At 68.3% G+C, this 20,082-nt stretch carries 23 protein-coding genes and 1 pseudogene; 9 read left to right on the forward strand and 15 right to left on the reverse strand.

What is annotated here, in order from left to right:
- Positions 1-186 (forward strand): annotated as a pseudogene (locus tag RMO30_RS07605) (hypothetical protein); the annotation flags it as partial.
- On the opposite strand, the gene RMO30_RS07610 reads toward RMO30_RS07605, so the two are convergent.
- Genes RMO30_RS07610 through murI form a run of 8 tightly spaced genes read right to left on the reverse strand, consistent with a single transcriptional unit; the run spans position 173 to position 6,506 of the window.
- A complete protein-coding gene (locus RMO30_RS07610) occupies positions 173-1,042 on the reverse strand; it encodes a metal ABC transporter permease (RefSeq protein ID WP_309711505.1) in 870 nt (289 codons plus the stop codon). The pseudogene RMO30_RS07605 and the gene RMO30_RS07610 sit on opposite strands and share 14 nt — an antisense overlap.
- Complete coding sequence (locus tag RMO30_RS07615; protein ID WP_309711507.1) at positions 1,039-1,776, reverse strand: metal ABC transporter ATP-binding protein; 738 nt, start codon at positions 1,774-1,776, stop codon at positions 1,039-1,041. Before RMO30_RS07615 ends, RMO30_RS07610 begins: the two co-directional genes overlap by 4 nt.
- Positions 1,773-2,690 (reverse strand): metal ABC transporter substrate-binding protein, encoded by a 918-nt coding sequence (locus tag RMO30_RS07620; RefSeq protein WP_309711509.1) that lies wholly within the window; start codon positions 2,688-2,690, stop codon positions 1,773-1,775. The genes RMO30_RS07615 and RMO30_RS07620 overlap by 4 nt, the downstream gene beginning before the upstream one ends.
- Before the next feature lie 59 nt (positions 2,691-2,749).
- The gene (locus tag RMO30_RS07625) at positions 2,750-3,427 is read right to left on the reverse strand and encodes a metal-dependent transcriptional regulator (RefSeq protein WP_309711557.1); all 678 of its coding nucleotides are present in this window, start codon (positions 3,425-3,427) and stop codon (positions 2,750-2,752) included.
- Positions 3,366-4,283, reverse strand: coding sequence for a cation diffusion facilitator family transporter (locus RMO30_RS07630; protein WP_309711511.1), 918 nt, complete (start codon positions 4,281-4,283; stop codon positions 3,366-3,368). Before RMO30_RS07630 ends, RMO30_RS07625 begins: the two co-directional genes overlap by 62 nt.
- A 26-nt stretch (positions 4,284-4,309) precedes the next feature.
- Positions 4,310-4,888 (reverse strand): RdgB/HAM1 family non-canonical purine NTP pyrophosphatase, encoded by a 579-nt coding sequence (gene rdgB, locus RMO30_RS07635; protein ID WP_309711513.1) that lies wholly within the window; start codon positions 4,886-4,888, stop codon positions 4,310-4,312.
- Positions 4,885-5,649 (reverse strand): ribonuclease PH, encoded by a 765-nt coding sequence (gene rph / locus RMO30_RS07640; RefSeq protein WP_309711515.1) that lies wholly within the window; start codon positions 5,647-5,649, stop codon positions 4,885-4,887. Before rph ends, rdgB begins: the two co-directional genes overlap by 4 nt.
- The gene (gene murI, locus RMO30_RS07645) at positions 5,646-6,506 is read right to left on the reverse strand and encodes a glutamate racemase (protein WP_397427909.1); all 861 of its coding nucleotides are present in this window, start codon (positions 6,504-6,506) and stop codon (positions 5,646-5,648) included. Before murI ends, rph begins: the two co-directional genes overlap by 4 nt.
- Before the next feature lie 36 nt (positions 6,507-6,542).
- Between murI and RMO30_RS07650 the strand changes: the two genes are divergently transcribed.
- Complete coding sequence (locus RMO30_RS07650) at positions 6,543-7,835, forward strand: nicotinate phosphoribosyltransferase (RefSeq protein ID WP_309711519.1); 1,293 nt, start codon at positions 6,543-6,545, stop codon at positions 7,833-7,835.
- Positions 7,836-7,879: 44 nt separating this feature from the next.
- On the opposite strand, the gene RMO30_RS07655 is transcribed toward RMO30_RS07650, so the two are convergent.
- The 4 genes from RMO30_RS07655 to RMO30_RS07670 form a co-directional block, all read right to left on the reverse strand.
- Positions 7,880-8,785: a hypothetical protein gene (locus RMO30_RS07655; RefSeq protein WP_309711520.1), complete on the reverse strand. Its 906-nt coding sequence runs from the start codon at positions 8,783-8,785 to the stop codon at positions 7,880-7,882.
- An 89-nt stretch (positions 8,786-8,874) separates the two neighbouring features.
- On the reverse strand, positions 8,875-9,147 hold the full coding sequence (locus RMO30_RS07660; RefSeq protein WP_309711522.1) for a DUF3039 domain-containing protein: 273 nt from the start codon (positions 9,145-9,147) through the stop codon (positions 8,875-8,877).
- 41 nt (positions 9,148-9,188) lie between these two features.
- On the reverse strand, positions 9,189-10,802 hold the full coding sequence (locus RMO30_RS07665) for a hypothetical protein (RefSeq protein WP_309711525.1): 1,614 nt from the start codon (positions 10,800-10,802) through the stop codon (positions 9,189-9,191).
- On the reverse strand, positions 10,778-11,869 hold the full coding sequence (locus tag RMO30_RS07670) for an ABC transporter ATP-binding protein (RefSeq protein ID WP_309711527.1): 1,092 nt from the start codon (positions 11,867-11,869) through the stop codon (positions 10,778-10,780). Before RMO30_RS07670 ends, RMO30_RS07665 begins: the two co-directional genes overlap by 25 nt.
- Before the next feature lie 200 nt (positions 11,870-12,069).
- Between RMO30_RS07670 and RMO30_RS07675 the strand changes: the two genes are divergently transcribed.
- The 4 genes from RMO30_RS07675 to RMO30_RS07690 all read left to right on the forward strand — a co-directional run bounded on the left by RMO30_RS07675 (position 12,070) and on the right by RMO30_RS07690 (position 15,324).
- The gene (locus RMO30_RS07675) at positions 12,070-12,762 is read left to right on the forward strand and encodes a phosphocholine cytidylyltransferase family protein (RefSeq protein ID WP_309711530.1); all 693 of its coding nucleotides are present in this window, start codon (positions 12,070-12,072) and stop codon (positions 12,760-12,762) included.
- A 104-nt stretch (positions 12,763-12,866) separates the two neighbouring features.
- On the forward strand, positions 12,867-13,676 hold the full coding sequence (locus tag RMO30_RS07680; RefSeq protein ID WP_309711533.1) for an ABC transporter permease: 810 nt from the start codon (positions 12,867-12,869) through the stop codon (positions 13,674-13,676).
- On the forward strand, positions 13,676-14,446 hold the full coding sequence (locus tag RMO30_RS07685; protein ID WP_309711536.1) for an ABC transporter ATP-binding protein: 771 nt from the start codon (positions 13,676-13,678) through the stop codon (positions 14,444-14,446). Before RMO30_RS07680 ends, RMO30_RS07685 begins: the two co-directional genes overlap by 1 nt.
- Entirely contained in the window at positions 14,446-15,324 is an 879-nt protein-coding gene (locus RMO30_RS07690) for a hypothetical protein (RefSeq protein WP_309711539.1), read from the forward strand. Before RMO30_RS07685 ends, RMO30_RS07690 begins: the two co-directional genes overlap by 1 nt.
- Here the strand turns inward: RMO30_RS07690 and RMO30_RS07695 are convergent.
- Positions 15,321-15,716 carry a PIN domain-containing protein gene (locus RMO30_RS07695; RefSeq protein ID WP_309711542.1) on the reverse strand — a complete coding sequence of 132 codons (396 nt, stop codon included), beginning with the start codon at positions 15,714-15,716 and terminating at the stop codon, positions 15,321-15,323. The genes RMO30_RS07690 and RMO30_RS07695 overlap by 4 nt on opposite strands.
- The gene (locus RMO30_RS07700) at positions 15,709-16,026 is read right to left on the reverse strand and encodes a type II toxin-antitoxin system prevent-host-death family antitoxin (RefSeq protein ID WP_309711544.1); all 318 of its coding nucleotides are present in this window, start codon (positions 16,024-16,026) and stop codon (positions 15,709-15,711) included. The genes RMO30_RS07695 and RMO30_RS07700 overlap by 8 nt, the downstream gene beginning before the upstream one ends.
- Before the next feature lie 156 nt (positions 16,027-16,182).
- On the opposite strand from RMO30_RS07700, the gene RMO30_RS07705 reads away from it, so the two are divergent.
- Both RMO30_RS07705 and RMO30_RS07710 read left to right on the forward strand, forming a co-directional pair.
- Entirely contained in the window at positions 16,183-16,413 is a 231-nt protein-coding gene (locus tag RMO30_RS07705; RefSeq protein ID WP_309711547.1) for an AbrB/MazE/SpoVT family DNA-binding domain-containing protein, read from the forward strand.
- Entirely contained in the window at positions 16,395-16,724 is a 330-nt protein-coding gene (locus RMO30_RS07710) for a type II toxin-antitoxin system PemK/MazF family toxin (protein WP_309711549.1), read from the forward strand. Before RMO30_RS07705 ends, RMO30_RS07710 begins: the two co-directional genes overlap by 19 nt.
- Positions 16,725-16,738: 14 nt before the next feature.
- On the opposite strand, the gene RMO30_RS07715 is transcribed toward RMO30_RS07710, so the two are convergent.
- Positions 16,739-18,034: a CDP-glycerol glycerophosphotransferase family protein gene (locus RMO30_RS07715; protein WP_309711552.1), complete on the reverse strand. Its 1,296-nt coding sequence runs from the start codon at positions 18,032-18,034 to the stop codon at positions 16,739-16,741.
- A gap of 108 nt (positions 18,035-18,142) precedes the next feature.
- Between RMO30_RS07715 and RMO30_RS07720 the strand changes: the two genes are divergently transcribed.
- A partial coding sequence (locus RMO30_RS07720; RefSeq protein WP_309711554.1) for a CDP-glycerol glycerophosphotransferase family protein occupies positions 18,143-20,082 on the forward strand: 1,940 nt, incomplete at its 3' end.

The raw sequence follows: 20,082 nt of genomic DNA on the forward strand, positions 1-20,082 counted from the left end.
GAGTACATCGACGTCATTCTGCTGTTCGCCGTCGCCTGCGCCATCGTGCCGACGGCGTACCACTACATCCGGTCGGTGCTGAAGGCTCGCAAGGCCCGTCGCGAAGGGGTCGCGCCGCTCGACGACTCCGAGGCGATCGCCGACATCTTCGAACAGGGTCAGACCGGCAAGGTCAAGGAGCAGTAGCAGCGCGGCTGCGGCCGGCCCCCACGAGCCTCGACACGACCCCGAAGCGCGGGGCGAATAGGAACGCGATCGCGAACAACACGCCTTGAACCAGCACGATCATGCCGCCTGAGGCGACGTCGAGCCAGTAGCTGAGGTAGATGCCGGTGACGGCGGATCCCGCGGCGGTCACCGGGGCGATCACCAGCATCCGGCCAAACCGTTCGGTGAGCAGGAACGCAGTCGCGCCCGGGATGATCAGCAGCGCAACGACGAGCACGACGCCGACGACCTGCAGCGCGACGACGGCGGTGACGGCGAGCAGGCCGAGCAGGATGGCGCCGAGCAGCCGCGGCGACAGTCCGATCGCGTGGGCGTGGGTCGGGTCGAAGGCGTAGAGGGTGAGGTCGCGGCGCTTGACGAGTAGCACCGCGATCGCGACGACCGCGAGAATCGCGACCTGCACGAGATCTGCGGTGGAGACCCCGAGGATGTTGCCGAACACGATGTGGGCGAGGTCGGTCTGGCTCGGGGTGACGGAGATCAGCACCAGACCGAGCGCGAACAGCACGGTGAAGACGATGCCGATGGCGGCATCCTCTTTGATGCGCCCGGGTGAGCGCACCGCGCCGATCAGCACGACGGCGAGCACCCCGAAGATGATCGCGCCGAGCGCAAACGGCGCGCCGACAACGTAGGCGAGAACGACACCCGGCAGCACGGCGTGCGAGACCGCATCGCCCATGAGCGACCAGCCGATGAGCACCAACCAGCACGACAGCAGGGCGCAGACGACGGCGGCGAGCACGCTCGTGACGAGCGCCCGCACCATGAAGTCGTAACCGAGCGGCTCGAGCAGGAAGTCGAGGGGGTTCACAACGCACCCTTCCCGTCGGTCTCGAGCCCGAAAGCCCGGCTCAGGTTCTCGGGCGTCAGCACCTCGGCAGGAGTGCCGTGCACGAGCACCCGCTGAAGCAACAGCACCGCTTCGTCGGCGAGGGCTCCGACCGCGGCGAGGTCGTGCGTCGTGACGAGTACGGTGCGGCCCTCCGCCGCGAGGTCGCGCAGCAGGCGCACGATCGTCGCCTCGGATGGCTTGTCGACGCCCGCGAACGGCTCATCGAGCAGCAGGATGCCGGCATCCTGCGCGATTCCACGGGCGACGAATGCGCGCTTGCGTTGCCCGCCCGAGAGTCTGCCGATCTGCCGGTCGGCGAGGTCGGCCAGGTCGACGCGGGCGAGCGCCTCGGCGACAGCCGCCCGATCCTCGGCGCGGGGCCTGCGGGTGAGACCTTGTCGTCCGTAGCGCCCCATCATGACGACGTCGCGCACCGAAACCGGGAACCGCCAGTCGACCTCTTCGCTCTGCGGCACGTAGGCGATGGCGCCGCGCCGTCGGGCCCGCGCGGGCGACTCGCCGTCGACGAGCACCGTGCCGCCGGTCGGTCGCACCAGGCCGACGACCGACTTCAGCAGGGTCGACTTGCCTGAGCCGTTCATACCGATCAGCGCACACACGCGTCCAGGCTGCAGCTCGAGGTGTACGTCGTCGAGCGCGATGACGTCGCCGTACCGCACCGACAGCGCGTCGATCGCGATGGCGGCGGTCATCCGTCTCCCCCGGTGAGCGCGTCGGTGATGGTGCGCGCGTTGTAGCGCAGCATGTCGAGGTAGGTCGGCACCGGCCCTCCGGCTTCCGAGAGCGAGTCGACGTACAAGACCCCGCCGTAGTCGGCTCCCGTCGCCTCGACGACCTGTTGCATCGGTCGGTCGGACACGGTCGACTCGCAGAACACCGCCGGGATGTCGTCGGCCTCGACGGCGTCGATCACACCAGCGATCTGCTGCGGGGTCGCCTGCTGTTCGGCGTTGACCGGCCAGATGTAGATCTCGGTCAGGCCCGTATCGCGAGCGAGGTACGAGAACGCCCCCTCACAGGTCACGAGCGCGCGCGCGTCGGCGGGGAGCGCGTCGAGGTCCTCGACCAGTTCGTCCTGAACGGCCCGCAGCTCGGCGCGATACGCCTCCCCATTTGCCGCGTAGTCGACGGCGTGAGCCGGGTCGAGGTCTGAGAACGCCACCACGAGGTTGTCGACGTAGATCTCGACGTTGACCGGCGACATCCAGGCGTGCGGGTTCGGTCGGCCCGCGTAGGCATCCGCCGCGATGTCGATCGGCTGGATGCCGTCGGAGACCGTCACCCGCGGGGCGTCGACATCCTGGAGGAACTGCTCGAACCAGGCCTCGAGCCCGAGCCCGTTGTCGATGATCAGGTCGGCACCGGCCGCACGCCGCAGGTCACCCGGGGTCGGCTCGTAGCCGTGGATCTCGGCACCGACTTTGGTGATCGACTCGACGTCAAGGTGATTGCCGGCGACGTTGCGGGCGATGTCGGCGATGACGGTAAAGGTGGCGAGCACGAGCGGCCGCTCCCGCTCAGGCGTCCCCGGCGAACCGCAGCCGACGAGCGCGGCGACAAGGAGTGCGACGATCGGGATGATCACTCGACGACGAGATTTCGGCACACCGAAATGTTAGCCGAGATTCTTCGGGCGCCCGAAATCTCACCCTTGGGAGATCGGGCTCAGACGCTCGTCACCCACACGGCACGCGCGGCCTCGACGGGCACGCTGCCGGGCTCGACCCGCGAGCCCACCCCGATCCCGCGACCCTCTAGCAGGCGCAGCACCGCCGGGTCGCTGTCGCTGATGCGCACTACCCGCACCGATTCCCCGCTCTCGATCTCGCTGAGCAGCGTCCCGTGAGTCGCCGGAACGACGCCATCCGCGCCGGGAATCGGGTCGCCATGGGGATCGCTCGTCGGGTGCCCCAGCCGCGCATCGATCGCGTCGATCATCCGATCGCTCACCACGTGTTCGAGCACTTCGGCTTCGTCGTGCACCTCGTCCCAGCCGTAACCGAACTCGCTGACCAGCCAGGTCTCGATGAGCCGGTGACGGCGCACCATCCGTAGCGCTTCGGCCCGCCCGCGCGGGGTCAGCACGATCGTGCCGTAGAGCGCGTGCTCGACGAACCCTTGCACGGTGAGCTTCTTCACCATCTCAGTCACGCTCGACGGGGCCGACCCCAGCCGCGCGGCAAGCTGCGACGACGTGATCGGGTGGGGCTGCCACTCCGTGTGGCCGTAGATGGCTTTGAGGTAGTTCTCGGCGACGGTCGACAGCCCGCCGCCGATCGACTCACCGATGGGCCGGCTCCTCGCGCTCCGAGTGCCCGGCGGGTTCCAGTTGGAACGTCGAATGCTCGACGTCGAAGTGCCCGTGCAGGCACTCCCCGAGGCTCTCGAGCATCTCGCCGGTTCGCCCACTCTCGAACACCTCCGGCTCGCACTCGACGTGAGCGGTGAACACCGGCGCGCCCGACGTGATCGCCCAGACGTGCACGTCATGTACCGCGACGACACCCGGCGTTTCGAGGAGGTGTTCGCGGATCAGGGTCACGTCGGTCTCGCGAGGCGCGGACTCGGTCAGCACCCGCACGACGTCGCGCAGCAGAAGCGCCGCCCGCGGCACGATGAGCGCCGCGATCACGAGCGAGGCGATCGCGTCAGCCGCACCGAACCCGGTGGTGATGAGCACGACACCGGCGATCACCGCGGCGATCGAGCCGAACAGGTCGCCGAGCACCTCGAGCGTGGCGCCGCGCATGTTCATCGAGCGCCGGTCGCCACCGCGCAGTACGAGGTAGGCAACGACGTTGGCGAGCAGACCGATCCCGGCAACGACCAGCATCGGGATGCCGGCTGGCGTATGCGAGGCGCCGTCGGTCAGGCGGCGGATCGCCTCGATCGCGACCACGACGGCGACCACGGTGAGCAGCACCCCGTTGACGAGCGCCGCGAGAACCTCAACCCTGCGAAAGCCGAAGGTGTGCCGGTCGGTCGCCGGTCGGGTCGCCCAAGCGCTCGCCACGAGCGCGACGAGCAGCCCGATCGCATCGCTCGCCATATGGCCGGCGTCGGCGAGCAGGGCGAGCGACCCCGAGAACCACGCCCCGACGACCTGCACGACGAGCACGACGGCGATGATCGCGAACGCGATCGCCAGTCGACCCCTCGTCGACGCGCCGTGCCCATGATCGTGACCCACGGCATCCATTCTCGCGTGCTTCTGGAATCGGCCGCTCAGCCGTAGCGGCGGCGCAGTTCCTCGGTGAGGGCGACGAAGGCGCGGGCCCGGTGACTGTCGGCATCCTTCTCGGCGGCGCTGAGCTCGGCGGAGCTGCGGGACTCGCCGGCGGGCTGGAAGATCGGGTCGTAGCCGAAGCCTCCGGCACCCGCGGGTTCCGCGAGCACCGTGCCCGGCCACTCCCCGCGCACGACGTACTCCCCGTCGGCGTCGACGAGAGCCGCCGCGCAGACGAACGTCGCCCCGCGGTCGGCGACTCCTTCGAGGTTCTGCAGCACGAGACGCAGGTTGGCGCCGTCGTCGCGCTGCCCCGAGTAGTGCGCCGAGTCGATGCCGGGAGCTCCGCCGAGCGCCGCAACCGCGATGCCCGAGTCATCGGCGAGCGCCGGGAGTCCGGTGTGCGCGTGCGCGGCCCGCGCCTTGATGAGGGCGTTCGCCTCGAACGTGTCGCCGTCCTCGACGGGAGCCGGGCCGTCATATCCGGTCAGCTCGTGCGCCCCCAGCCGGTCACCGAGGATGCGCCGCAACTCGTGCACCTTGTGCGCGTTGTGCGTCGCCAGAACGAACGTCGTCACTGCGTCGCTGACTCCGGTGAAAGCGTCGCCGTCTGAATGGCGGTGAGCCGCGCGACACCGCTGCCCGCCAATTCGAGTAGCGCATCCAGTTCGCGTTTGTCGAACGGCGCGCCCTCCGCGGTTCCCTGCACCTCGATGAACAGGCCGCGACCGGTCATCACGACGTTCATGTCGGTCTCGGCACGTACGTCTTCGACGTAGGCGAGGTCGAGCATCGGAACGCCGTCGATGATGCCGACACTCACCGCAGCAATCGAGTCGATGAGCGCCTTCGCGTTCTTGCCGATGAAGCCCTTGGTGCGGCCCCACTCGACGGCATCGACGAGCGCGATGTACGCCCCGGTGATCGCTGCCGTGCGCGTGCCACCGTCGGCCTGCAGCACGTCGCAGTCGATCACGATCGTGTTCTCGCCGAGAGCCTTGGTGTCGATGACCGCGCGCAGGCTGCGACCGATCAGCCGCGAGATCTCGTGTGTGCGGCCCCCGATGCGGCCCTTCACGCTCTCCCGGTCGGAGCGGTCGTTGGTCGCGCGCGGCAGCATCGCATACTCCGCGGTCACCCAGCCCTTGCCCTTACCCATCAGCCAGCGCGGCACGCCGTTGGTGAAGGATGCGGTGCACAGCACCTTCGTGTTGCCGAACGAGATGAGCGCACTGCCCTCCGCCTGCGCGCTCCAGCCGCGTTCGATCGTGATCGGGCGGAGATCATCGGGGGTGCGGCCGTCGGCACGGCTCTGCTGCGGAGGGGAAGTGGCAGTCATGAGAGTCCAATCGTCGGGAGCTGGATGGTGCCGGTCTCGAAGGTTTCGACGCGCGAGACCTCTGGACCGAGAAAACGATGGGCGAGTGCGAGGAACGCAGCCTTGTCGTCGCCGGTGCACTCGAACGAGTGGCGCGGCGTCGTCGGGTCGATGCGCTCGATGCCGAGCGACACGAGGCGGCCGTAGACATCCGCCGCTGTTTCCTCAGCACTCGACACGAGCCGCACGCCGGGGCCCATCACGTACTGGATGGCCGCCGACATGAGCGGGTAGTGCGTGCAGCCGAGCACGAGGGTGTCGACGTCGGCGGCTTTGAGGGGTGCAAGGTACTCCTCCGCCGCCGCGAACAGCTCCGGCCCGCTCGTGACTCCGGCCTCGACGAACTCGACGAACCGCGGACACGCCTGGCTGAACAGCTCGACGGCCGGGGCCGCGGCGAACGCGTCGTCGTACGCCCGGGACTGGATCGTGCCTGCGGTGCCGATCACTCCGACCCGACCGTTGCGGGTCGCCCGCGCCGCGGCCCGCACCGCCGGTTGGATGACCTCAATGACCGGGATGCCGAACGCCACCTCGTAGCGCTCGCGGGCATCCCGTAGCATCGCCGCGCTCGCGGTGTTGCAGGCGATCACGAGCGCCTTCACGCCTTGTGCGACCAGGTCGTCGAGCACCTCGAGCGCGTAGGCGCGCACCTCGGCGATCGGCTTCGGACCGTAGGGCGAATGCTTCGTGTCGCCGACGTACAGCACCCGCTCGTGCGGCAACTGATCGAGGATCGCCCGGGCAACGGTGAGCCCGCCGACCCCGCTGTCGAAGACACCGATCGGGGCATCCGTGTCGGGGCTCACAGTTGTCAAGGGTAGTCGCGTCACCTGCGCGGATAGGCTCGACGGATGACGAGCGCCCTGCTCACCGATCGCTACGAGCTGACGATGATCGATGCCGCTCTGCGCGACGGCACCGCGTCAAGGCGCTGCGTGTTCGAGCTGTTCACCCGGCGACTGCCCGCCGGGCGTCGGTTCGGCGTCGTCGCCGGCACCGGGCGCCTGCTCTCCGAGCTCGCCGACTTCCGTTTCGGGGAGCCTGAGCTCGCCTGGCTGCGTACCCACTCGGTCGTCTCTGAGCGGACTCTCGAATGGCTCTCGGCGTACTCGTTCTCGGGGTCGATCGCGGGATACCGCGAAGGCGAGGTCTACCTCCCCGGTTCGCCCATCCTCATCGTCGAAGGCACCTTCGCCGAAGCCGTGGTGCTCGAGACGTTGGCGCTCAGCATCCTCAACTACGACTCCGCCGTCGCCTCGGCCGCCGCCCGGATGGTAGCCGCCGCCGACGGTCGACCGCTCGCCGAGATGGGCTCGCGGCGCACCGGGGAGCGCTCAGCCGTCGCCGCCGCCCGCGCCGCCTACATTGCCGGGTTTGCCGCGACATCCAACCTGGAGGCCGGTCGCACCTGGGGGGTGCCGACGATGGGCACCGCCGCGCACGCCTTCACGCTGCTGCACGACTCCGAAGAGGAGGCCTTCCGCGCTCAGGTCGACGCCATGGGGGTCGGCACCACACTGCTCGTCGACAGCTATGACATCTCGGAAGGGATCGACACGGCGATCCGCGTGGCCGGAACCTCGCTGGGTGCGATCCGGATCGACTCGGGCGAGTTGGGCACCGTGGTCGCCGACGCCCGCGCGCAACTCGACGCGCTGGGCGCCACCGGCACCCGCATCACTGTCACCAACGACCTCGACGAATACACCCTCGCCGCTCTTCGCGCCGCCCCCGTCGACTCCTACGGCGTCGGAACTTCGGTCGTCACCGGCTCCGGCTCCCCCGCATCCGGGATGGTATACAAACTCGTCGCGCACCAATCCGACACCGGCGAATGGCTCCCCGTGGGGAAGCAATCGGATGGCAAGGCGACAGTCGCCGGACGCAAAGTGCCCGTGCGCACTCTCGACCACGGCGTCGCCGTCGAAGAGACCATCTACGTCGAAGAACCCGAAACGCTGCCCAAGCCCGGCCGGGGCCTGCTCGTCGACCTCGTCCTGGACGGCGTCGTCGACCCCACGTTCCTCGGGCCCGACGGCGTCGCCGCCGCCCGCGAACACCACGCCGCCGCGATCGCAGAACTCCCCTTCTCGGCGTTCGGTCTCTCGCGGGGCGAGCCCGTCATCCCGACCGTCTACATCTGACCGCGGCCCCTCGGTGCGGCGTGAGATATCCCATTTGGGATATCTCACCGACGCGGGAGCACCAAACTCGATATCTCACGAGCCGGAACGACGAACCCACGTGCGGCGAGGCGCCGTCGACCGCGCGCGACAAGCTCCCGAGGCTCGTCGAACAGATCCTCCTTCTGAACCCGCATCAGTTGCCACTCGCGATCGTGGATGAACTCCTGCCTGCTGGAGTCCGCCCGGGCCTGACCCGGGAAGGCGTGGTATCGCCCGTCATACTCCATTCCGAACTTGAACTCGGGCCATGCGAGGTCGACCTTGTACGGCAGGCCGGGCACGGCGAAGTTGAGTATTGGCTCCGGAAATCCCGCCGCGACGAGCAGTACCCGCAGCAGAGACTCGGGTCGCGATGCCGCCCCTGGGCGCACGAACGCAAGGGCGCTCCGAAGAGTGGGCCGACCGCGCACGCGAGGATGAGTGAGCACTGCAGCGACAAGATCATCGACCGAACACCACGCCGCCCGATGTCGCGTCGCAGTCACGAGCGAATCCGCGACAGCAACGAGGTCGGGCAGGTCGAGCATCTCCCCCAGCGTCAGCCATGCGCTGGGCGGCGGCAGAATCCTCAGGGCACTGTGCGCGACTGCTGACCCGCTGTAGCTCCCGTGGTGGCCGACGATCCCGCGCCCACGAACCGGGGCAGTGCCGGTTGGGACCGTCACGTGGAGGGGCGAAGCCGTGAACCGAGCGGGAAGAGGGGCCTCCAGCAGTTGAGCGGCGGTGACGTGCGAGAACGCGGCGTCCTTCCGCATCTTGACCGCGTACGCACGGGCGAGCGCCTCGGAGTCAGTCTCGATCCCGTGTGCGGCTCTCACCCCGTGGAAAGGTGTCGCGAACTCGCGAGATCGGATGCGGGCATCCGACATGCCGGTTTGACGTGCGACGGCGACTCGGAACGGCTTCATGCCGCCGATCGTGATCCCGAATGTGGTGGCGCAGACCGTGAGTTATCCCATTTGGGATAACTCACGCGGTATCGACCCCTGGGGAGGGGTCAGCCCTTCAGGCGCTCGTAGACCTTCTTGCAATCGGGGCAGACGGGGAACTTCTCGGGGTCGCGACCCGGGACCCACTTCTTGCCGCACAGGGCGCGCACCGGCTTGCCGGTCACCGCCGACTCGAGGATCTTCTCTTTCTGCACGTAGTGCGAGAAGCGCTCGTGGTCGCCGTCCTCAATCTGTGAGTCCTCGAGGAGCCTCTCGAGCTCGCGTTCGAGGGTGTCGGTTCCGCCTCCGACGGTGTCGGGTCCGCGGTCGTGATCGGCCATACCCCAAGGTTACGGCGACGCCGCCTCGCCCGCACGGGGGTTCAGTGACGTACCGCGAACTCGAGCAGCTCGGGGGTCCGGCGGTCGTACGCCGCACCGCCGACCCGGATGCCGAGCACGAGCACGAGCAACCCGGCTGCGAGGCCGGCGATGAGCGCGATCCAGTTCCAAGGGCCCGGCATCCCGAGCAGCTGGAAGACGGTCGCGGTGATCGCCGGTGCCGCGACGAGCAGGATGAGCACGAGCGAGCCGAACTGGATGCCGCTGCCGCTCGCGCCCGGCACCTGCGGTTGTTGGAACGGGGCATCTCCGGGCCGCGTCGCGGGGTACGGGTAGCGGGCCGAGATGAGGCTCGAGACGCCGATTCCGCCGAGCAGGATCGCGGCCGAGACTCCGAGCACAGCGGGGGCGATCAGCCAGTCGCCGTGTGCCCATGCGGTGAGCGGAGTGCCGAGCAGCACGACCGGTACCCCCATCGCGAGCACCGGCAGCATTCGACCGATCCGGTCATCCACGCCGCGGGTGTGAGCGGCGAGGTGGGTCCACATCGCGGTCGAGTCGTAGGCGACGTCGTTGTGCAGGGTGCCCCAGGCGAGCAGCAACACCATGAGCGGCAGGGGCACGAGCGACGCGATCGGGAACGGGATGCCGGCGATCCACATCGCGAGCAAGGTGACAACCGGCACGGCAGGCAGCACGACGAGCGCCGCCCGATACCGCGGGTCACGAGTCCAGTAGGTGAAGCTGCGGGCGGCGACCGCGCCGACGGGGGTTGACGGCAGCTGTCGGAACCACCCGGGCACCAGGGCGGCGCGTTCGCGCGGGATGCGCCGGGTCGGCCTCAGCTGGTAGGCGAGCGACGCGACCCAGACCAGCGCGAGCACGGCGATCGTGAGGGCACCGAGGCCGAAGTCCTGGTCGACGAGAGCGGCGTCGCCGGCGGCCTGGTGCGACGGCGCGCGCCAGAATGCCCCGAGCGGAAGCGCCGTGAGGGTGTCGGCAATCACCGGGTCCCGCAACGGTGCCAGGGCGACCACGATCGCCAGCACGGCGTGCCACCACGACCCGGGCAGCGACTGCGCGAGCGTCGGGGCGAGATGGGCGACGATCACGACCACACCGGCCACGAAGATCACAGCCACGACGATGCGGATCAGGACATTGATGGCGGGCCGATAGCGCAACACCGAGCCGATCACGACGCCGATTCGGGCGGCGAGGATGCCTTCCATCACGATGAACGGCACGGCGAGGGTCGCCGTCCCTGCGGCTGATCCGGTCCACAGCTGCAGCGGCGCGAGGGCGATGGGTACGAGCACCAGGGCGGGGCCGACGAGAGTTGTCAGCAGCACGGCGCCCGCGATCGACAGCGGTCGGAATCCGAACAGCCACAGCGCTCGGGGATGGAACAGCTGTGACCGCGCGACGACGAGCGGGATGAAAAACGCGCCGAGCGACACCAGCGCGCCGGCGACGACGATGACCCGGTGGCGGGTGACAGCATCCAGTTCGGCCGCGAGCGCGGCACCACCCCACAGCAGCGCGACGCCGACGCCGGCGAGCACGATTCCGAAGCCTGTCCAGGTCGCGGTACCGGGAACGCGGAACGCGTTGACCAGCAACCGCGCTTTCAGTCGGAGTAGCTCTGCAACCACTCCATGCCCTCCACAGCGCCCGCGCCACCGGCGAGTTCCACGAACCGCGTCTCGAGGCTCTCGCCGTCGAGTACGTCGGCGAGCGGTCCTGCCGCCAACATCCTGCCGTCGGCGATGATCGCGACGGCGTCGCAGGTGCGCTCGATGAGGCCCATGCTGTGGCTCGACAGCAGTACCGTGCCGCCCGCCTCCGCGTACTTCTTGAGGATCGCGATGACGGATGCCGCCGACACCGGGTCGACCGACTCGAATGGTTCGTCGAGCACGAGAAGCCGGGGCGAGTGAATCATCGCCGCCGCGATGGCGATCTTCTTCACCATGCCGGCCGAGTAGTCGGAGACGAACCGGTCGAGTGAGTGCCGCAAGCCGAAGCCGACAACGAGGTCGTCGATGCGGTGAGACGTCGTGTCCTTGTCGAGCCCACGCAGGGCGCCCGCGTGGTGGAGGAATTCGGCACCGGTCAGCCGATCGAAGAGCCGCAGATTGTCGGGCAGCACGCCGAGCGACTTCTTCGCGACCCCCGGGTTGCGCCAGATGTCCGCCCCGTGGATGCGCACCACGCCGACGTCGGGGCGCAGCAGACCGGTGATCATCGCCAGGGTGGTCGTCTTGCCGGCGCCGTTCGGGCCGACGAATCCGTAGAACGTGCCGGCCGGAATCTCGAGGTCGACCGAATCCACCGCGGTGATGCCGCCGAAGCGCTTCGTGAGGTTGCGCACCGAAAGCGCAGGACTGGATGCCGTGACCGGCTGGGCGGTGGCGCGGGCCGGACGACGCACGGCTTTCGTCAGCTTCGGGGCCTTCACGACGAGATCCGTTGACGGCTTGGGCTTGGAGCCGGCCTTCGACTTCGGCTTCGACTTCGGCTCTGGCTTCGGCGCGGGCGCGAGCGCGAGCTCGAGCTCGAGGGTGCCTGCAGACGCGGGTTCGGGCGCGGTGATCGTCACGACCGCAAGTTCGGGAGGACGGCGACTCGACAATCCGGCGCCGCGAGCTGCACCAGGACGTGCAGCGACCGTTCGTCCGCTCGGACCCTTGCGGGGCGGGGCGTCACGGTCGGATTCCACCGGTCCACCGTATCAACGCGAGTTGCGAGGGAGTTTCATCACGATCCGGGAACGGTCGTGTCAACCACCTGGGGTTTTCCACAGGGGCATCGATAGAATCGAGACACACAACGGGGTGTCTTGCACAACGGTCGCGCGGTGAACAGCGGGTGAATTTCACTCCATCGGGCGGCCCCAATTCACCCAAGGAGACCAGGACCATGACGACTCAGATCGTGATCCTCGCAGCAGGGATGGGCAGCCGCCTCGGTCGCTCGCTGCCGAAGCCGCTCACCGAACTCAGCGACGGCCGCAGCATCATGCAGCAGCAGTTCGACAACGTCCACCAGGCCTTCGGCGCCGATGTGAATGTGACGATCGTTGTCGGTTACAAGCTCGAACACATCGTCGAGGCGTTCCCCGAAGCTTCCTACGTGTACAACGAGCGCTACGACCAGACCAACACCAGCAAGTCGCTCCTGCGCGCGCTGCAGGCGTCGAAAGACGGCGGCGTGCTCTGGATGAACGGTGACGTCGTGTTCGACCCCGAAGCGCTGGTGCGTGCCGGTGACCTCGTCGCCGCCGAGCGCAGCTTCGTGAGCGTCAACACCGCGAAGGTGTCCGACGAAGAGGTGAAGTACACGACCGACGCCACCGGCCACATCAAAGAGCTCTCCAAGACCGTCGTCGGTGGACTCGGCGAAGCCGTCGGCATCAACTTCGTCGCCCGAGACGACAAGGCGGCGCTCATCCGTCACCTGCACAAGGTCGCCGACCAGGACTACTTCGAGCGCGGCATCGAACTCGCGATCGAGCAGGATGCCGTGCGCTTCTCGCCCGTCGACATTTCCGACCTCTACGCGGTCGAGATCGACTTCGCCGAAGACCTCGAACGAGCCAACCTCTTCGTCTGACCTGCGCTGCTCTGTTCGCGCGTCCCGACCGCGCGAACCCGCTCCTGCGACGTCCACGCCGCCGCCTCCGCTGGCCGGCCCGATCCCGCGGCTAATGTTGCTGCGTGACCGTCGACGATCTTGCGCGCCCCGAGGTGCGACGTCGGTGGTCACCGATCGCGCGCTATCGACGGTCGCTGTGGATCCTCACGACGCGCGACCTCAAGGTGCGCTACTCGACGAGCGCGCTCGGCTACCTGTGGTCGATCCTCGACCCGCTCGTCATGGCGGGGATCTACTGGTTCGTCTTCACCCAGGTGTTCCAGCGCCCCGTCGGTCACGAACCGTACATCGTGTTCCTGCTCGCCGCGCTGTTGCCGTGGATGTGGTTCACCGGAGCAATCTCTGACAGCACCCGCGCATTCACCAAAGAAGCCAAGCTCATTCGCTCGACCACCATCCCGCGCACGATCTGGGTCGCGCGGCTCGTGCTCAGCAAGGGAATCGAGTTCGTGGCGAGCATCCCGGTGCTGGCGATCTTCGTGTTCTTCGCGGGTGCGACGCTGCACGTCGAAGCGCTCTGGTGGCTGTTGGCGATTGTGTTGCAGGCCGCCCTCACGCTCGGGATCGGGCTGCTCGTCGCACCGCTCGTCGTGTTCTTCCGCGACCTGGAGCGGGCCGTGAAGCTGGTGCTGCGCTTCCTGTTCTATGCGTCGCCGATCATCTACGGCCTTCACGACCTGCCGCAGGGACTGCAGTTCTGGGGCGCGTTCAACCCGCTCGCCGGCATCTTCTCGCTCTACCGCGCGGCGTTCTTTCCCGACCAGCTCGACTGGTTCGCGGTCTCCATCAGCGCCGGGATGACGGTGCTCTTCCTCGTCGTCGGGTTCCTGGTCTATCGCGGCAGCATTCGCCGCGTGTTGAAGGAGATCTGATGGCCGCGATCCCGCTGCCTCTCGGCATGACGCCCGAGGGTGCGATCAGTGTGCGGAATCTCGGCATCCGCTTCACCCGCAATCGCGGCTCACGCCGCAACTTCAAAGATCTGTTCGCCGGACGGGCCCGTCGACGTCGGCCAGATGAGTTCTGGCCACTGCGCAACGTGTCGTTCGAGGTGGCGCCGGGCGAGGCGATCGGGGTCGTCGGCCGCAACGGCCAGGGCAAGTCGACCCTGCTCAAACTCGTCGCCCAGGTGATGCTGCCCGATGAGGGCGAGGTCGCCGTGACCGGCGGTGTCGCGCCGCTCATCGAGATCACCGGCGGGTTCGTCAGCGACCTCACCGTGCGCGACAACGTCAACCTCACCGCGGGTTTGCACGGCATGACGACGCGCGAGATTGCGGGGCGCTTCGACGAGATCATCGCCTTCGCCGAGCTTGAGAAATTCGTCGACACCCCCTACAAGCACCTATCGAGTGGGATGCGGGTGCGCCTCGCGTTCGCCGTGATCTCCCGCCTCGAGGAGCCGATCATCCTCGTTGACGAGGTGCTCGCCGTCGGTGACGCCCAGTTCAAAGCGAAGTGCTACACGCGGATCGAAGAGCTACTCGCCGGCGGTCGCACGCTGTTCTTCGTGTCGCACAGCGAGAAGGACCTGCTGCGGTTCTGCTCCCGCGGCCTCTACCTCGATCAAGGCCAGCTCGTGCTTGATGCCCCCATCCGCGAGGTGGTGAACCGCTACAACGCCGATTACGGTGTGAAGTGATGTCCGGCGAGCTGGAGGTACGGCGCCCTGACCGGTCGCCCTCAGCGGCCGAGCGGGGACTTGACGCGCTGCTCTCGGTGCAGCGGCCGGTCGTGCTGGCCCACATCCGCAGCATCCGCTCCCGTCGGCCCGACGCGAATCCGTCGCAGATCGTCGCGATTCTCGAGCGGCGCTACCTGACCGCCGTCACCACCGGCGGCGCACTCGTCGGGGCGAGCGCCGCGATCCCCGCGGTGGGCACCGGCGTGTCGGTCGTGCTCTCGGGCGTCGAGACCGCGGGGTTCCTCGAGGCGAGCGCGCTGTTCGCGCAGTCGGTGACCGAAGTGCACGGCATCGCCGACCTCGATCGCGATCGAGCCCGCACCCTCGTGATGGCGATGATTCTGGGCAACGGTGGGCAGGAGCTCATCCGTCAGTTCGCCGGCCAGGCGGCAGGGTCCGGACCGAACCGCACCGCCTTCTGGGGTGAACTGGTAACGCGAAGCCTGCCTGCTGCGGTGTTCGGCCCGCTCGGCGACCGCGTGCAGAGAGCGTTCGTGCGCAAGTTCGCGGTGACCCAGGGCTCGTCGGTGATCGGCCGGGCCATCCCGTTCGGCATCGGCGCAGTCATTGGCGGCGGGGGCAACCACCTGCTCGGCCGCCGCGTCGTGAACTCGGCGCGCACCGCGTTCGGCCCGGCACCCGCTGCCTTTCCGGCAACCCTGGATGTCGTGGTCAAGCAGCCGAAACCGCCGCGCGCTCCGAAGGCGGTCAAGGCCGCCAAGCCCGCGAAGGCACCGCGTCCGGCGAAACTGCCGCGCGGGCGCGCGGGCTACCCGATGCTGCCGCCCGCCCCGCGGGCGAACGACCGCCGCGAGGGGCTACCGCCCGCGGGTTAGTCCGCCGCACCAGGCCGCACGACGTCGATCTCAGTGATGTGCAGTCCGAAGTCTTTCGTGTCGTGCGTGTAGAAACGTTCGGCACCCCAGACGACAGCGGTCGCGAGGTGGATCGCATCGGCAGCTTTCAGTCGGTACTTCGCACCGAGTGCGACAGCGGCATCGGCGATCTCCACGTCGACTGACTTGAGTTCGATGCTCGCAAGGAATCGGGTGAGGGTCGCGATCTCCGCGCGATCGCCGGTTTGGAGCGGTTTGGTCAGAACTTCGGGTAAGAGCACGACCGACCCGATGCGATTGCTCGATTGAGAGATGACGAGACGATCGGCATCAGTCGCATCGCCGGGTCGCGCAGCAGCAATGAGAACGTTCGCGTCGAAGGCGTCAGTCACCCCATTGCTCCTGCCACTCGACATCGCCATCGTCGCGAAGTTCGCGCAGATAGCGGTCGTAGTTTGCAGGATCGCCGCGGAGCTCGTCGCTGCTCGGAAGCGGCTTGCCGCGTGCGGCCTCGATCCGCTTGCGCAGTTCTTTCGCCTGGATGAGCACGTCGTGCTGTTGCGTCTTCACCCAGCGAGCGTGCCCGATGAGCACCCCGACGGCCCTGCCATGCCGCAGGATGTGAATCTCTTCCCCCTCCGCCGCCCTGGTGAGGAGTTCAGGCAGCCGCGCACGGGCCTCCGTGAGCGAGACACTGATCATGGCTGAATTGTACAGTCTTGTACAGGTAGAGCAGGCGCGAGAGCCTCCGAGCTGTCCTTCACAACGGAGTCTGTCGGGTGCTATTCCGCTGTCGCACTCAAATCACGCCGGCAAGAGCTTCGATGACTCACAATCGTGTGACTACGATGTGATCACATGAGGAGCAAACTCGTGCCGATCGGCAACTCACGCGGCATCCGCATCCCGAAGGCCCTCCTCGAAGAAGCCGAGCTGACCGACGAAGTCGAGATGCGCGTTGTCGACGGCGAACTGCGCATCTCGCCCGTCGAGCCGGCGACCGGTGCGACGCTCTTTCAGCTCAGCGAGGGCGCTCTGAGCGATTGGAACCGACCCGAAGAGGATGAGGCGTGGGCGCACCTGCAGTAGGGGACGTCGTGCTCGTCCCATTCCCGTTCTCAGATCTCACGGGCCACAAGCTCCGCCCCGCCTTCGTCGCCGCGAATGCTGAACACGGCGACCTCATCCTCTGTCAGATCACCTCCCGCCCGTGGGGCCACCGCAGCGCTGTCACGGTCTCAGGGTCCGATGTCGCGGCTAGCGGGCTCGCACGCGAGAGCTATCTGCGACCCGACAAGCTGTTCACTGCGGACGCTCGCCTCATCGTGCGCCGGATCGGCTCGCTTTCCCCTGCCGTGACCAGCACCGCTCGCGCGGTGATCGCTGGCCTCTTCGCCTGATACAACACAGAGGGTCAGTCGCCGCTTGGCGGCAGCCCTTCTTCGTCTTCTTCTTCGTCGAGCGGGTCGGATTCCGACGACCGCCGATCGCCGACATGGATGAGGGCGTGCCGGTCCCATTCCGCAATGAGTGCGTCGATCGCGTCATGGAACCGCTGGGTCGCAACACCGGGGGTGGTGTCGCCGAAGTAGTGGGTCGACCAGGTGGCGAGTTTCTCGCGGGCCGCCGGGTCGAGAAGGGCGCGGTCGACAATGGCGAGGATGTCGTCGGCCTCGCCCGCGGCGAGCCAGTCGGCGACGCCGAGGAAGCCGTCCTCGTCGATCTCGGCGGTCGGCGATGACGGGCGGGTCACCAGAATCGGCTTGCCGGTCGCGAGGCGGTCGTAGATCATCGCCGAGATGTCGGTGATGGCGACGTCGGCCGCCGCCAGCTGCCAGCCGAGTTCGGGGCCGTCGTCGTAGAGGTGGTGGGCTGCGGCATCCGCTCGGTTGGCGTCGCCGATCGCGGCGATGATCGCCCGATGCGCCTCGCGGTACTCCCGCGAGATCACGCCACTGCGCGGATGCGGCCGGTAGACCAGACGGTGCCGTGGCGAGGCGAGCACCGCTGCGGTGAGCTGCCGCCCGTGCGTCTCGATCGAGCCGTATGCCGCCGCAGGCCGGTCGCCCTCCCAGGTGGGCGCATAGAGCACGGCGATGCGACCGTCGTTCGGGTAGCGCGGCTCGCCGACGAAGTGATCGGCTTGCGGGCGCCCGATCGGGATCGCGCGGTGCGCCACGTCGAACGCCCACAGTTTGCGAGAGAGCCGGTCGAGCGCGGCCTGACCGGCAACCAGGGCGTAGTCGTACGCCTTGAACTGGTTGGTGGTCATGTACATCTTGTCGCTCTCACCATGGTTGATGAAGACGTGCCACATGCGCCCGTACCGGAACATCTGGAAGTTCTTCTGGTTCTGGTTGACGTAGAGCACGAGCCGCAGGTCCTGTTCGCCGACGAATTCCTCAAGGTCGACGACGCGGCGGCGGTAGACGACAGGCACCGGCGACTCGTCGAGCAGGGTCAGCGTCGCACCGGGGCTGCGCGTGATGATGGCGACCGGATGCCGCTTCGTGAGTTCCGCGAGCGGGGCGTACCACTGGCGGATCTGGTAGAGGTTCACCCGGGTGTCGGCGAAGTACACGGCAATCTGGATGCTGCCGGGCTCGGGGAGCGGCGGGAGCCGTCTCGCAAGTTCCGCACGCGTCGCTCGGGAGCGCAGTGCGTTGCGGATCACGCGGCGCACGGCCTTGAGGTCGCTCAGCACGGACACTCGACCATTGAATCAGCACCGTGCCCTGTGCATTTCGCGGGGAGGCTCCGTGACAGAATCGTGACCGTGCCGCCGATGGCGCGGTGAGAAGGGCCCCGCACTCCCGCCATGGCGAGATTCACGTTCGGTGTGGGCAACGCCCGCAAGGTGTTGCGGCTGCCGCTGTATGCGCTCGGCGCGCTCGCGACCTTCATCGTGCCCCGCAATTCGCGGTTGTGGGTGTTCGGCTGCGGGATCGGGGTGGGCGAAGGCGCCCTGCCGCTCTACCGGGCCGCGCGGGAGAGGCTCGACGCCGACACCCGGTTGGCCGACACCCGGTTGGCCGGCACCCGGTTGGTCTGGCTGGCGACGACGGATGCCGAACTCGCCGAGGCGCGCCGCCTCGGGCTCGACGCCGAGCTGAAGTCCGGATGGCGGGGCTTCCGGCTGACCCTCCGCGCGCGGGTGCTCGTCGTGACCCATGGCTTCGGCGATGTGAACCGTTACGCGACCCGCGGCGGCTTCGTCGTACAGCTCTGGCACGGCATCCCGCTGAAGCGTCTGCACCTCGATTCCCCGGCGACGTTGCGGGTGTCGTTCCTGCCCGACCATCGGCTCGTGCGTGGTCTCGTGACGCGGGCCTACCGGATGGCGGGGCACGGCATCCGGCTCTTTCCGGTCGCTTCGGAGCTGGTCGCTGCCCGCGTCGAGAGCGCGTTCGGGGTGCCCGGTTCACGGATCGTCGTGACCGGCGACCCGCGTGATGACGCCCTCGCCGCGCCGCGTGACGCGCCGTTGCTCGACGCCGACGCCCGGCACGCGATCCTCTACGCGCCGACCTGGCGCGACGGAGCGCCCGACCCCGTCGCCCCGACCGCCGAACAATGGGATGCCATCGCTGTCTGGCTCGAACAGCGTGACGCGGTGCTCTACCTACGCGCGCATCCACTCGGAGCGGGCGACTACGCGGCCGGCCCGGCACGGAGCACGCGGGTGCGGATGCTCGGAGCCGACCGGGTACGTGACGTCAACGCCGTCCTGCCGGAGATCGACGTGCTGCTCACCGATTACTCGTCGATCGCGTTCGACTTCGCGCACCTCGGCCGGCCGATCGTGTTCCTCGCCGCCGACCTCGAGCAGTACGCGAAGCGCCGGGGGCTCTACGACGACTACCGGGAGTTCAGCGCCGGTCGCTATGCCACCGGTTGGGAGGGCGCCCTCGACCTGCTCGACGCTGCCCTCGACGGTGACCCGGATGCGGTGCGGCACAGCGCCTGGCTGCGCGACGAATACGTCGACGTCTCGGGGGACGCGACGCGTCGGGTGCTCGACGAGATCCTCGCGCGCACGGGCGGCCCGGCGGCCCCGCAGGTCGAGGTACGGCCTCGGCCGATCGTCGCCATCGAGTCGGCGGAGGGGTCGACACTCCGGCTGACGATCTCGGGCGACGTCACGGCGGCGCGGCTCGAGGGTCGCCGGGCGCGGGTCGACGGCATCCTCTCTTCCGCCGGTGACCTCACGGTCGCCGAGTTCGAGCTGCTCGGGCCGCGGTGGGGTGCCGATGACCTCGCGCTGCCGAGCGACGCGTACCGGTTGCAACTCGCCACCCCCGGGGGTTGGTCGTCGCGTTCCATCACGACGGCTTCGGCCGAGCTCGAGCACGAGCTTTTCCGCGCGACGGTGGGAGAGCATGCGGGCGGGGTTGTCGTCACCGTCGCCGCTCCCCTCGCTTCCGACGAACGTGGCGCGGTCGCGCAGCGCCGACTCGAACACGAGTACCGAGGGTCGCGACCGTCCCCTGAGAACGCGGTGTTCTTCGAGAGCTTCTACGGCCAGTCGGCATCCTGCAATCCGCTCGGCATCGACCGCGCGCTCGCCGAGCTGCGGCCCGACGTGCGGCGCTACTGGAGCGTCGCCGACGGCTCTGTCGCCGTGCCCGAGGGCGCTGTCCGGATCGTCGAAGGCAGCCGGGCGTGGTGGCACGCTCGGGCAGCCGCACGTGCACTCGTCGTCAACGACTGGCTGCGCAAGCGGTACCGGCGGCGGCGTCACCAGAAGGTGCTGCAGAC

The sequence above is a fragment of the Pseudolysinimonas sp. genome (assembly GCF_031389465.1).
GTDB lineage: Bacteria > Actinomycetota > Actinomycetes > Actinomycetales > Microbacteriaceae > Pseudolysinimonas_A.

What these genes read in the sequence shown, in the direction of transcription:
- RMO30_RS07615 (WP_309711507.1), bottom strand. Translation starts at nt 1,776, where the DNA reads ATGACCGCCGCCATCGCGATCGACGCGCTGTCGGTGCGGTACGGCGAC.
- RMO30_RS07630 (WP_309711511.1), bottom strand. Translation starts at nt 4,283, where the DNA reads ATGGATGCCGTGGGTCACGATCATGGGCACGGCGCGTCGACGAGGGGT.
- rph (WP_309711515.1), bottom strand. Translation starts at nt 5,649, where the DNA reads ATGACTGCCACTTCCCCTCCGCAGCAGAGCCGTGCCGACGGCCGCACC.
- RMO30_RS07650 (WP_309711519.1), top strand. Translation starts at nt 6,543, where the DNA reads ATGACGAGCGCCCTGCTCACCGATCGCTACGAGCTGACGATGATCGAT.
- RMO30_RS07655 (WP_309711520.1), bottom strand. Translation starts at nt 8,785, where the DNA reads ATGAAGCCGTTCCGAGTCGCCGTCGCACGTCAAACCGGCATGTCGGAT.
- RMO30_RS07660 (WP_309711522.1), bottom strand. Translation starts at nt 9,147, where the DNA reads ATGGCCGATCACGACCGCGGACCCGACACCGTCGGAGGCGGAACCGAC.
- RMO30_RS07675 (WP_309711530.1), top strand. Translation starts at nt 12,070, where the DNA reads ATGACGACTCAGATCGTGATCCTCGCAGCAGGGATGGGCAGCCGCCTC.
- RMO30_RS07685 (WP_309711536.1), top strand. Translation starts at nt 13,676, where the DNA reads ATGGCCGCGATCCCGCTGCCTCTCGGCATGACGCCCGAGGGTGCGATC.
- RMO30_RS07690 (WP_309711539.1), top strand. Translation starts at nt 14,446, where the DNA reads ATGTCCGGCGAGCTGGAGGTACGGCGCCCTGACCGGTCGCCCTCAGCG.
- RMO30_RS07700 (WP_309711544.1), bottom strand. Translation starts at nt 16,026, where the DNA reads ATGATCAGTGTCTCGCTCACGGAGGCCCGTGCGCGGCTGCCTGAACTC.
- RMO30_RS07705 (WP_309711547.1), top strand. Translation starts at nt 16,183, where the DNA reads ATGAGGAGCAAACTCGTGCCGATCGGCAACTCACGCGGCATCCGCATC.